The 12,547-nt window shown below is 58.7% G+C and carries 11 protein-coding genes; 3 read left to right on the forward strand and 8 right to left on the reverse strand.

The window, feature by feature from the left end; genetic code table 11:
- Positions 1-10: 10 nt before the first annotated feature.
- The 7 genes from C934_RS0127000 to C934_RS0127030 all read right to left on the reverse strand — a co-directional run bounded on the left by C934_RS0127000 (position 11) and on the right by C934_RS0127030 (position 8,035).
- The gene (locus C934_RS0127000; RefSeq protein ID WP_018859671.1) at positions 11-271 is read right to left on the reverse strand and encodes a hypothetical protein; all 261 of its coding nucleotides are present in this window, start codon (positions 269-271) and stop codon (positions 11-13) included.
- The gene (locus C934_RS0127005) at positions 268-2,229 is read right to left on the reverse strand and encodes a chemotaxis protein CheA (RefSeq protein ID WP_018859672.1); all 1,962 of its coding nucleotides are present in this window, start codon (positions 2,227-2,229) and stop codon (positions 268-270) included. The genes C934_RS0127000 and C934_RS0127005 overlap by 4 nt, the downstream gene beginning before the upstream one ends.
- Complete coding sequence (locus C934_RS0127010) at positions 2,230-3,096, reverse strand: CheR family methyltransferase (RefSeq protein WP_026372119.1); 867 nt, start codon at positions 3,094-3,096, stop codon at positions 2,230-2,232. It lies immediately after the preceding gene.
- Positions 3,096-4,181, reverse strand: coding sequence for a chemotaxis-specific protein-glutamate methyltransferase CheB (cheB, locus tag C934_RS0127015; protein ID WP_018859674.1), 1,086 nt, complete (start codon positions 4,179-4,181; stop codon positions 3,096-3,098). Before cheB ends, C934_RS0127010 begins: the two co-directional genes overlap by 1 nt.
- A complete protein-coding gene (locus C934_RS0127020) occupies positions 4,178-5,608 on the reverse strand; it encodes a chemotaxis protein CheW (protein ID WP_018859675.1) in 1,431 nt (476 codons plus the stop codon). The genes cheB and C934_RS0127020 overlap by 4 nt, the downstream gene beginning before the upstream one ends.
- 4 nt (positions 5,609-5,612) lie before the next feature.
- Positions 5,613-7,544 (reverse strand): methyl-accepting chemotaxis protein, encoded by a 1,932-nt coding sequence (locus C934_RS0127025; protein ID WP_018859676.1) that lies wholly within the window; start codon positions 7,542-7,544, stop codon positions 5,613-5,615.
- A 122-nt stretch (positions 7,545-7,666) separates the two neighbouring features.
- Positions 7,667-8,035, reverse strand: a complete 369-nt coding sequence (locus C934_RS0127030) for a response regulator (protein WP_037090506.1) — start codon at positions 8,033-8,035, stop codon at positions 7,667-7,669.
- Between the two features lie 1,337 nt (positions 8,036-9,372).
- On the opposite strand from C934_RS0127030, the gene C934_RS0127040 reads away from it, so the two are divergent.
- The 3 genes from C934_RS0127040 (at position 9,373) to C934_RS32695 (ending at position 11,228) form a co-directional block, all read left to right on the forward strand.
- Positions 9,373-9,777 (forward strand): GFA family protein, encoded by a 405-nt coding sequence (locus C934_RS0127040; protein ID WP_018859679.1) that lies wholly within the window; start codon positions 9,373-9,375, stop codon positions 9,775-9,777.
- A 496-nt stretch (positions 9,778-10,273) separates the two neighbouring features.
- Positions 10,274-10,498, forward strand: coding sequence for a hypothetical protein (locus tag C934_RS35940; RefSeq protein ID WP_245268024.1), 225 nt, complete (start codon positions 10,274-10,276; stop codon positions 10,496-10,498).
- Entirely contained in the window at positions 10,443-11,228 is a 786-nt protein-coding gene (locus C934_RS32695) for an SDR family oxidoreductase (protein WP_245268023.1), read from the forward strand. Before C934_RS35940 ends, C934_RS32695 begins: the two co-directional genes overlap by 56 nt.
- Before the next feature lie 330 nt (positions 11,229-11,558).
- On the opposite strand, the gene C934_RS0127060 is transcribed toward C934_RS32695, so the two are convergent.
- The gene (locus C934_RS0127060) at positions 11,559-12,248 is read right to left on the reverse strand and encodes a hypothetical protein (protein WP_018859681.1); all 690 of its coding nucleotides are present in this window, start codon (positions 12,246-12,248) and stop codon (positions 11,559-11,561) included.
- Positions 12,249-12,547 lie beyond the last annotated feature (299 nt).

Consider the following 12,547-nt stretch of genomic DNA (forward strand, 5'->3'; position numbering starts at 1 on the left):
CCCTAGCAAATCAGGCGTCTTCTTTGTCGTTCCGTAGATAGGCTTCTATTCCCAAGAGAACCTGTCCGAGTGCCGTCGAGCCGGGTGATCCGCTGATTTTCGGCCTGAAAACCAGCAATGCCTGCCAGAGCGCGGTGTGGATCGACGTGGCCTCACCAACATCAACAGGGGCAGATGGGTGGTTCTCAAGGTAATTCACTAGCGTTTCGACCTCCTCGACACCACACGGTCCGGAAAGCGCAATAACGTCGCCGTCAAGAGTGACTGTCATCGCACAAGATCCTCCATGTCGAGGACAAGTAAAACCCGGCCGTCGCCCAATAGTGTGGTACCAGCAATCCCGGCGACGCTCTGCAACAGACCGGACAGGGGCCGCGTCAGAGTTTCAGAGCGTTCCGCGATTTTCTCGACCGCAATGCCGATCTTGCCTCCTGCCGTTCGCATGATAAGGACCTTAAGATCGCCGGAGGGAGATCCAGCGGAAGGCAGCTGGAGTAGTTCGCGCAGATGAAGCAACGGGACGGTTTGATTGCGCAGGACGAACGCCTGGCCCGCTCTTACACACTGAACGGCGCTGGCCGGCAATCTATGTGTCTCCACGACATCCGACAGCGGGATTCCATAGCGCTCGCCACCCACCTCTACGATCATGAGCTGGGTCATCGAGAAACTGATCGGCAGTTTCAGACTGAACGATGTTCCCGATCCGACCGCGCTGCTTAGTTCCACCGACCCGCCGAGCTTCTTGATGGAACTCTGTACGGCATCAAGGCCGACCCCGCGCCCCGACAGGTCGGAGATCGACGACGCTGTAGACAAGCCAGGCGCAAAAACCAATTGAAGGACGGCCTCATCAGACGAAGCGGTTGCCTGAATTTCCGATATGACACCCAGGTCGATTGCAGTCGCGCGGACACGCTGCGGGTCGATGCCGCGACCATCATCGGCCACTTCGATTTCGATCTGGTCACCGCGTTGCCGGGCAGTCAGGCGGAGGCGCCCTCTGGCCGGCTTGGAAAGCTGCAATCGCTCGGCCTCAGGCTCGATTCCGTGGTCGAGGCTATTTCGAACAAGGTGCAGCAGCGGTTCGAAGAGGTTCTCGACGATTTCACGATCCGCTTCGACTGTCTCACCTTCGATGATCAGATCGAGTGCCTTGCCAAGTCTTGTCGAGGTTTCTCGTACCAGTCGGGGAAAGCGGCGGAATACGTGTTCGAGCGGGATCATGCGCGCTTGGGTAACGGCGCCGTAGAGGGAGGCGACAAGCAGCTCGATCTCGTGGTGGCTCGACAATATGCGCCTCGCCAACCGACGATTGCCAAGCTCTTGCGCTTCGCCTGCTAGCGGCACAAGCCCGTTTTTGGCAACAATCAACTCACCAGCTATCTCGACCAGCTTGTCGATACGCGCGGAATCTACCCGCATGGTTGTCGATCGGCGTTCAACGGAGTGATCGGACGGCGTCCCCGATGGAACGGCAGGAAGCTTCGCGTCTTCTGCGGGCAGAGCGAGAAGCTCGACCTGGTCGGGGATGAGCCGGAACACCGCTTCGGCCTCAGCCAGAGCCCCCCCGGACAAAGCCTCAATCAAAAGATGACATCTGAACGGGTCGTAGTTTTGCGGGGAGGTTTGGGGCTCTTTCAGGACGATGTTCAGATGCCGGAGGTCTGGGACCTTCGTCAGGGTCGCCAGCGGATCGTCGCCGTTGAAGAAGCATTCGGGATGCGGTTCATAGCGAATGGCTATTAGGCTTCCCTCGGATTCTGAGGCGGGAGCTTGCTCACGCAAAGACAAAGCCCAGCCTGGTATTTGCTCAGGTCCAGGTCCTATCACATCGTCGACTTGATCGGTCATTTCGCCGCTAAGGATTCCGATCAGCCGCGGAGCCTGTTTTTCTTGCGCCTCCGACAACCGCCCCGTCTGAGATATGCCGGGGAGACTGTCTTCAACCCACTGAACCACAGCGAGAAGACAATCAATCAGTGTGCCATTAACGACGATCTTATCGGCCCGCGCCTGGCTCAACAGATCTTCAGCCTGATGCAAGACGGCGAGCATCGAGCCAAAATCGAAGAGACCAACAGAGCCTTTCAACGTATGAATCGACCGGAAAGCACTCTCAAGGCTATCCCGTTTCTGTGGATTTGACTCCAGCGACAGCAGATCCTCGGTGGCCTGCTGGACCAACTCTCGCGCCTCGGTGGCAAACTGAACGATCAATTCATCCATTCATTTTTCCCTCGTCTCCCGGTAGACGATGGCGTCGGGAAACCGGACGGGTTCGAAGGTCTCCGAAATCCGCGACATGGACTCGGTATGCCCCAGGCAGATAAAGCCGCCGGGATAGAGGAGCTCGTGAATATTACGAGCTGCGATCTCGCGCGCTGCCTCATCGAAATAGATCAAAAGGTTTCGGCAGAAGATCACATCGAAACGCCCAATTGCGGCCAAGCTTTGCCGATCGATGATGTTGCCTTTCGCAAACGTCACAGACTCCCTTAAATCGCTGATCAGTCGGCGTTGCTGATCTTTCTCCGGGTCGAAATACCGATCAAGGATATCCTTGGGAATCTTCGACAACGACCGCGGCCCGTAATATCCTTCGACGGCCTGCTTCAGGACGTCGGTATCGATATCCGATCCAATGATCTCGACATTATAGGCGTCGACCAGAGGCCAGTTCTCCAATAGCCAGATGGCAATCGAATACGGCTCCTCGCCGCTGGAGCAGGGCATCGACCAGATGCGAATTCGGTCGCCAGGTCCCTTTGAGCGGATAACTTCCGGCAGGATCGAGTTGCTCAAGCATGCCAACTGGTGCTGCTCGCGGTAAAAATACGTCTCGTTGACCGTGAAGCTGTTGATGAGCAACTCAGTCTCGCGTGGGTCTCCGCGCAGGACGCCAATATAGTTCCTGGCAGACGCGGATTGTCGTTGCGCGATTAGATCCGCCACCCGGCGCTCGATGTAGTAGCGTTTCGTCTCGCCGAAAACCATACCGCTTCGCTTGTATATTATGGCGCATATCTCCTCGAGATCGGCGGCGGAAAGCGGAGTTGCGCGGTCATCGCTCGGCTCGGCGGGAGTAGTCGCCATCAGCTAACCCGATCCAGCAGGGAGGTTCCGATGTCGTCTACCCTCGTGGTCTCGCTTGCGCCCTGAAGGCGCACCAACTCGCCCGGCATGCCCCACACGACGGCAGTGTCTTCGGATTCGGCAATCGTATAACCGCCGCTGGCGTGAAGATCTGCCATCGCAGCCGCCCCGTCACTTCCCATCCCAGTCATCAGTACGCCGACGAGATCGGCTGCCGGCACATGCTTCATAGCTGAGCGCACCATTCGCTCAACGCTTGGATGCCACCGGTAGGCCGGGTCGCTGGGGGCGGCCATTGCGACCAGCGCCCCGGCACGGGACGATATTACGATATCGGCATCTCCCTTGGCGATATAGACATTCCCCGGTTCGAGCTTGATCTGTTGCTTTACCTCGCTGACGTTGAGCGCACAAATCTTGTTCAGGCGCCGGGAGAGGGGGCCGGTGAAGGAGGCTGGCATGTGCTGCGCCACCACGACCGGAAAGCGAAAGTCTGCCGGGAGCTTGGCGAGGACTGCGTCCAGCGCCGGCGGACCGCCTGTTGATGCCCCGATGAGGACAAGACCGGGTTTGCCAGGGTCGCGAAACAATCTATCGGCTGCGTCTCGCCGACTGAACGGCCGGGAGGGCCATGGTTGTGGCGCCATATGCGCCATGCGCACACGCTCGGCCAGACGTCGGCTGCGGCGAATGCGAACCGTTGCGGCCATACGAACCTTCTCGACCAGGCGCGGGGCAAGGTCTTCGATCCCAAGCGAGATTGCGCCACCGGGCTTGGCGATGAAGTCGACCGCTCCAATCTCGAGAGCGGCCAAGGTCTCCTCAGCGCCTTCTTCGGTGAGCGAGGACACCATGACGACCGGGCAAGGGTGATCCAGCATGATGCGGTCCAGACAAGCCAGTCCGTCCACAAGAGGCATATGGATATCGAGGGTTACAACGTCCGGCCGGAAGCTCGAAATGACCTTTAAGGCTTCGGCGCCGTCCCGTGCAAACTCGATCTCGAAATCACCCTCGTCAGTAAAAATCTGCCCCAGTAGCTTTCGCATTAAAGCGGAATCCTCGACGATGAGCAGGCGGATCACGGCCCCACCGCCGCGGTCACATCGTTCGCAATCGAAGCCACCACATCTCGTTCGGCCCGTGACAGAAGCTCCTGGGGATCGATCAGCAGTATCATTCGGCCGTCCGCCTCGATATGGGCAACTCGGTCAAAAACATCTGTTTGTTCAGAGGAAAATTTTGGTGCCTCTGATAGGGCGGACGACGTAATTGCCTTAACCTCAGATACACCGTCGATGACAAACCCTGCCTGCAGTTGGCCAAGCGTCAAAACAATGGCGCGGGTCTTGGCCGATTGCTGCGTCGAAGGCGTGTCGAAACGCGCGCGCTGGTCGATAAGGGGTACAGCTTTGCCGCGAAGATTGATCACGCCCACTACAAAACCTGGAGCGCCGGGAACGCGCGTGATGTCGCTTGGAACTCGGACGACTTCGTCGACCGATCTGACCGGAAGGCCATAGGTTTCATCGCCGAGCTGGAAGATCAGAAATTGCTCAAGTGCCTCGCTGCTTGTTCCTGTCGCCTCCATCGGCTTCGCTCCTTGGTTCCTGGCGATTGCCTGAGTGACGTCCTTGTGGCCGAACAGTTTTTCTGGCGATAGAATGGAGATAAGCTGTCCACCCTCGGCAATCCTGCCGATAGCCTCGATCTGTGCGTCGCCTCGCCCCTTCTGAAGCACCGCAGGAATCGCATCTATGGCGTGATCGGGGAGACGGCGAATAACGTCGAGATCATTGACCACAAGTCCCACCAGTTGACCCTCGTGCTCCACCACAACAATAAACGACGCTGTCGATCCTTCCTGGTTGCTATCGAGCCCGAGCAACGATGCGAGCGAAACGAGAGGCAGGACGCCGCCTCGCAAAGGAATGATACCTATGATCGAGTCTGGTGCATTTCCAAAGACGGAAATTTCCTCGCGAAGCCCCGAGACTTCGCGGATATCATCGAGGGGCAAGCCGTAAAGCTGTCCCGCGACGCGGAAGGAGAGCAATGCGATGAGTTTTGAGGTTTCCTCTGCTTGAGTCCCGCCAAGGCTGCCGCTGGCATGTTCGCGCTCGACCTTTGCTAGCCTCGTCTGCTTGAACGCGGCGTCCAGCAGGGCCGGCAAGCCATGGAGTGGGGCCGACACTGTGTCAGTCGACAAACGCAGCACGTCGTCAACCAGAAGACCAAGGGCTCCCCCATGATCGTAGACGATGACTTTCCCGTCGTTTTGTGCGGCAGTCGCACTACCGTGCAAAACCTTAGTCATCGCTAGGATCGGGATTGGCTTGCCACGGAGATTGGCGATGCCAGCAAGCGCTTCTGGCCCATTGGGAACGCGCGTAATGTGGGGCACCCTAATGACCTCCAACACCTGACTCGCGTCAATCTCGTGCCTCTGCTCTCCAACCCGAAACAAGAGCCGTTGCCGGTCAACATCTGCCATGGGGATTGACGCTGTCATGGGCCTAGCCGCCGGATAGTTGGAGTTCGTCAGCCAACGACGCAATTTCCTCAACAGCCGCAGCCAGATCCTCTGCGCCGCGCGATTGTTGCCGGGCCGCGGTCGCCGCCTGCTCCGAGGCCACGCTTGCCTCCTGTGCAACCGCGGCGATTTGCTGCGTTCCAGCCTGTACCTGCTTTGCGGCAACAAGGATTTCCTGCGAGGCATCCAGGATCGAAGCGTTCCCTCGGACCATGGCTTCCACGTCGGCCTCCGCCGCGCTCAGCCGTTCGACGATCGTTTTGCTCTTGGCAATTTCTGCCTCTGACGCGACAGCGATCGTCTCCAATTCCCTCTGCACGGACCCGATCTGAATCTGGATTTGCCGCACCGTTTCCTTGACGCCATCAATATTCTCGGCTGCATCCTGTGAGAGCTTTCGGATGTCCGTCGAGACGATCGCAAAGCCACGGCCTGCATCGCCTGCTCTAGCAGCTTCAACTGATCCACTGACGGCCAGCATGCTCGTTTGTACGGCGACGAGAACGATCCGGTCGACCGTTCGCTCGATCTGGAAACCGATCTCTCCAAGCGCATTCAATTCCGTCAACGCGTTTCGCGTCTCAACGAGCGCATCGGAAATGCCGGCCGCGATGCCGCTGAGATTGTCTTTGTTTTTCGCAAGAAGTGCCTTGATTTCGTCGGCGCGTTTGCTTGCCATGTCGGCACTTTCCTGTATCTGGAGAGCGCTTTTCTCAATTTGTGCCATGGCCGCATCGGCCTGCTGCGTTGCACTCGCCTGGGATTCCGCACCTCGGCTGATCTGCTCGATCGCAATGAGGATCTCGCCGGCCGCACCTGATAGTTCCTGCACCGTCGTGGACAATTCCTCCGCCGCGGAACTCAGCTCCTCGGTTCGCGCGGATCGGCCGTTTTCATTCACAAGATCGTCAGCAAGCGTTGCAAGCGATTGCGCCGTCTGTTGGCTTTCGTCGAGAGCTGCACTTTGTTGCTGGACGGCGCGCTGGGCCTCCGTTGCAGCGGCTGACTGTTCCTCCGCCGCGGCTGCCACGGTTTCTGAGCCTTTCTGCGCCTCGCGCGTCGCGACCTCAGCTTCGACTGCGGCGATCAGGATCACCTGGCTACTTTGGGAAAGAGCAGTCAGGCCAGAGCGGATGGAATGCAATCCCTGCGAAATAGTTCGGCCCGAGGCCGTCTGCTCGGCCGCTTTGGCGGCTGCCGACTTGATGCTGTCGGAGACCCGTCGAACACCATCCACAATGGTCTCGGCATGCTGGCTGACCTCGCGCGAGCTCCGCTCGGCGATTTCGGCAAGCGACCGCACTTCGTCGGCTACGACAGCGAAGCCACGGCCCTCATCGCCAGCCCGGGCGGCTTCAATCGCCGCGTTGAGCGCCAGAAGGTTGGTTCGATCCGAGATGTCGGCAACCGCGACGGTCGTGGCGCCGATGGTCTCCGCCTGAGTTTGAAGCCTGTCAATGATATCGACGGAGGCGACCTGCCGAGACGCATTGGTACCGATTGCGGCGATTGAGGAATCGATCTGCGCCGCAAATTCAAGAACCGAGCTCTGGAGATCCTCAGTCCGCTTGCGGGCCGTTTCGGCCTCGGTACGAGCCGCGGAGAATCTGGACGAAAGATGGGTCGTGGCCAACAGTGACTCGTGCGCAGCGCCCGCTGCCTCTTCGGCTCCGCTGGCGATCTGCTCAAGCGCGCGGCGCAGTTGCTCGGCGGCTGCGGCGGCTTGTCCAACTCCTGCGGCCAGTTCCTCGGTCGCAGCACCAATGCGCTCGGCTGCCTTCTGATGTCGAACGCGAGTGCGATCTTGGGACCTGCGAGAAGCGCTTGAGACCGCCGCCGTTGCAGCAGGCCTTTCGTTGGCCGTCTGTGGGATGGCAGCCTTCAAACCCAGTTGCGTTGTCTTCACGAGTGCCATGGATTGTCCGTAGATCTCTGAGCCTGGATCGTAGCACAATGGTCGTGCTCAATATCGTCGTCGGCTGCTAAGTTGTTTGATTTTTATGAACTAAGGGTGGGTGCAAAGCAATCGGTGGCCTTTTAGAGGCGCGCAAGCCCCCGGATTTGTTTAACAACACGCTCAATGTCGTAAGGCTTGGAGATGAAGCTCACATTGCCCGGCAATTCGTCTTTGGGCATTCTTAGGTAGCCCGAGCTTATGACAATCGAAATATCGGGCCGTGATTGGCTGACCAGACGTGCCAGATCCAGCCCGCTGATTGCACCGGGCATATTGACGTCGGTGAACAGGGTCCCGACGTGAGGGTTTTCGTCGAGCAGCTTGAGCGCCTCATCGGCCGATCCCGCCTCAAGAACTATCAACCCAGCGTCCTCTAGGTCTTCAACCAGGCTCATTCGTATGAGAACTTCGTCCTCGACAACCAATACGAGATCAACATCAACGTTCATGAAAGTGTACACCGGTGCTAGAAATGCGACACGGTTAAACGTCACTGACTAGATTAAGTTCCTCACCTAGAAACAAAGTGCTTGTTTTTTCTAGATGGTTGCTCGCAACGGCGGTGTTCGTCTCTGCTAGCGCAGCCCCGCCTGGAGCGATGCTAAGAACAAGAACACTCCAGCGCCAGGGGAAAATGCTGTCAAGCAACCGCATGGGGTATCCCACGGGTATTTCGGGGCTATGTCGCGATCGGCGCCGCCAGAGGCTGTTGCTTTCGGAATTGTTGATGACTGCGCCGGCAAAGGCGAAGCCCTTCAATCCGTAATGGGCCGTCGGAATACCCCGTCCGATCGCCGACGGTTGCCTGTTTTCCTAACGGGCTCGCATCGCCTCCCAAAGCCGGCATAGATTTGCAAAAGCCTCCAGATAGCCGGCACCGCGCTTGATGATTTCGGTACGGCCGTGAAGCTCGTGTCAACGAACTCGTTCGGCTTTGAACCAAATGGCAAACACCATGAACTACTCACGACTAACCTATATCGGGAAGACCAGGTGCGTCCGGCTGTAAGTGACGTTGATGTCGGCTTCGGCGCTCAGACATCGGAAAATTTCTTTTCAGCGTTTTATACAGCCGAGGCCGATGGGATGGGCGTTGGGCTTGCTGTTCGACGCTCGAAGGTCGGCGCACTCTTGTCTTTTTTCGTAGGGCTTCTGCCTCACGGCCGTCGCCGGTACGAGCAAGGACACGTCTATGCTCCTTGTGCACGGCAAGGACGACCGGACCATCCCCTCCGAATGGCTTCTTCGCTAGCAGCCGCTCAGCTCAGGACGGAAGGCTTCAAGGTCGAACTCGATATCGAACCGGCCGTCGGGCACACGATCTCGAGCACCGTAGCGCAGAAGGCGCTCGCTTTTTCCGGAAGACTTTCGCCCGAGAATGGAAACCGCAGATCAGCAGGGCGGTTTCCATTTCATGAGCGATGAGCAGACAAGTGACAGTCAAACCCGGCCGAGAAAGACGATCTCATTCACTTCGACGAGGAACACGTCTGGGCAGGTCGGCCATCAAAGTGGTTCATGCCTGGCCAGCTCGGAGCCCGCCCTGTGCCTACGAAAAGGTCCGCGGCTGGTGGCACCTGGACGAACTCAGGGACGCAAGACGGAACGCAAAATCCGCGACCGACGAAAGCAGAGGGTTTCCGAAGGGGCATCACCAGCGGAGTAGACTGGGCCACAGGAGGCGCTTCAATCCGGTACCCCCGCCCAACTGACGCCGAAGCGGGGGGTGTCAACTTATGACTTTCAACCGCTATGTCCGAGGGATCGCTGCGGAAGGAGGACAGGTATGCACATCGACGGCGAGTGTCAGTGCGGGCAAGTCACATATGAGGCAGACATCGAACCCGGCGAAGTGTCGATCTGCCACTGCACGGACTGTCAAAGACTAACGGGCACCGCATATCGTGTGACGGTGAGCGCGCCCCGCGAGAGGTTCCATATCACGTCCGGCGAGCCAAAGCTTTACGTAAAGACCGCCGACAATGGTCGTCGACGGATGCAGTATTTCTGTTCTAACTGCGGGTCACCGATCTACACGACCGGCGAGCTGCACGATGCCTATCAGGTAGGTATCCGGCTCGGAACCATAAACCAGCGGCAGGACCTCAAACCACGGTCGCAATACTGGTATTCATCAGAACTTCCCTGGGTGCAGGATATTCGGGCTTTGCCGCGACACGACCGCGAGTGAAGGGGGCTCGGATCGACGGATCACCCCTCAGCCGGAGCTTGTTTGGCCTCACGGGTTTTCCGCTTGACGCCCAATCTGATGTTCAACGGGCCGTTCGAGCAAGAATCGAATGGCGGCGACGTTTCGGGGCTTTCGCAGGGTTCTTGGCCAATTGATAAAAATAATAAAATCAATTGTTTATAAGCTGTATGGCTACCGCAGATGGTGTCGACGGGCGAAGTGGCTGGTCGACAGCCCGACGCCGCTTCTCATGATCGTGGCGGAACACGATCAATCGCGGCGACCGAACCTGGCTCTGAAGGCCTGCGAGCGCGCGTTGCACCCAAACGCTTGGTAATGACAAAGGACGGTCATTTCGATCCTTACGAAATCGAATTCGCAACTTCGTCCGGTGCGACGAGCGACTTGGTTCTAAAAGGGATGTTGTTTTTACTCCCCTTCGCGGGACCTTTTGCCGTCGTCGGCGTTGTCTTTTGACGATCGACAGGAGAGCGAGATGTCATCGAAAGCCACCGTCGCGAAGCAGCGCGATATCCAGCAGCAGGTCGAGAAGGCCGATGAGAAGACGAAATCGAAGCCGGCCGGCGCTATGCAGGCAGGCGCTCGGACCTATCCCGAACCGCCATTCCCGAAAGTTCATCAGGACAAGCCTGGCTCTGAGGCCGATCTTCGTCTCGCACCGATGTACGACGCTCCCTTATCAGGGTTCGGGAAAGCTTAAAAACAAGGCAGCCTTGATCACTGGCGGTGATTCCGGCATCGGCCGCTCGGTGGCGATCCTGTTCGCACGCGAAGGGGCAGACGTCGCCATCGTCCATCTCGACGAGGACCGAGATGCGGCTGACACGAAGGCGGCTATCGAAAAGGAGGGCCGCCAATGCCTCGTCATCAAGGGCGATGTCAAAGACCCGAAGTTCTGCCGCGACGCCGTAGCGAAGGCTGCGAAGGAGTTTTCGCGGCTCGACATCCTCGTCAACAATGCTGCTTTCCAGGTCCACACAGCCGACATCGAAGACCTGACCGACGAGCACTTCGACGAGACTCTGAAGACCAACCTCTACGGTTATTTCTACATGGCGAAGGCGGCCATCCCTCATCTTACGAACGGGTCGGCGATCATCAACACTGGATCGGTCACCGGGTTGGAAGGCTCGAAGGAACTGCTCGACTACTCGATGACCAAGGGCGGCATCCACGCCTTTACCAAGGCGCTGTCGAGCCAGCTCGTTGCGAAAGGGATTCGCGTGAACGCCGTCGCGCCGGGGCCGGTCTGGACGCCTCTTAATCCATCCGACAAGCGGGCCGAAGACGTCGCGAGGTTTGGTAGCCAGACGGCGATGAAGCGTGCAGCCCAACCCGAAGAGATCGCACCTGCATACGTCTTCCTCGCGTCGGCCCAAATGTCGAGCTACATCACGGGTGAAATTCTGCCGATCGTTGGCGGCTACTGAGGCTGGCCATGGCAATATGCTGTTCTTCTCGATCACAAGGCGTCCGCCTGCGAAATCTCGTACGGCTTTGGTTCCGCTGACGCGGCGATCGAAGACGTGCGACTGCCCTCTCTGAAATGGCGGCCGTCCTTCCCCTCCGCCTTGGAGCTCAGCTATGGATGCTGCTAGCCGGACATCGCCGTTCGCCTTGGCCGAAGTTCGTTACAGGATGCGTGCACTAGTGGCAAAGCCGCGTGGACAGAGGGCAGCCTGCCGATCCTGCCATTGAATGCCGAATGCGAATAACCCCGGAAGGCCGACTTGCCATCCGGGTTATTGGCGTGCGGGGACTCACCGGCTACCGGGCAGGCTTTGCCTTTGGCGGAGGTCGTCGATCGACTGGCTCTGAGTCATCCCGTCCACCGGTCGGTCGCCGTCGGAAACGTTGCGCTGATGACCCGTCGGAAGGACGTCGTCGACGATATCGTCGGGGAGGTCCTCCGTCAGTTCGTATGCGCGAACGCGAGGAGAAACTGTCTCCGCGCTTCTCGAATACCGGCCGACACCGGTTGCAGCCCCGGCAGCCGCGTCCGCCTGGAAGACGTCGTCTCGCGACGCGGTCGCCTGCTGGTCACGGGTAGCGGTCCAGCCGTCCGTCCGCCAGAGGTCGGCACGCTCGTCCATGTCGATGGCGCCTTCGTCGTCGAGGATCGCATGAGCAGTGTTGTAGGTCGCGTCGTCAACGCCTGCGGAAACCAGGAAACCGCCGCGGCGCAGACCTTCGGCATAGACCGCGCGGTCATCGTCCGGGAACAGCCAATCTTCGAGCTTCGACCAGAAGCCGGCGCTTTCGGCTGCTGCTGGCGACCCTTCACCGTCGGCTTCGTAGCCGGGCATCAATAGGACTTCAAGAATGCCAGCTTCCTTCAAGTTGTCTATGGCCTTTTCGGCGTCGCCGCGGCGGTCGAAGAAAGCAGTCAGCGTGCTCTTGGCGCGGCCGCCCGAAAAGCTGGGAGCGCCATCGTTGTAGGGAGTGGTCATAGGATTTTCCTCCGAGTTGGTGTGGTCAGCGAACGGATGGAGGAGGGGATTGTTCCGGAAGGCGGAACCAAAGGCGGCTTTGTCGGTTTTTGGTACATTGCGGAATCCCCCGCGAAGCCTTCAATGCTTCAATTCACACCGCATCCGCGACTGCGGGGTCTTATACATTGCGAGGCCGGTGCATCGGTTATGATGCACCGGCCTCGTTTGCCATTGAGGTGATTGCAACACCGCAGTGACGATGCGCAGAGCGGTTGGTCCTAGCGGGCCTGAACTTTCGTTCGTAAAAAAGCAGAACC

The organism is Rhizobium sp. 42MFCr.1, assembly GCF_000377185.1.
GTDB lineage: Bacteria > Pseudomonadota > Alphaproteobacteria > Rhizobiales > Rhizobiaceae > Rhizobium > Rhizobium altiplani.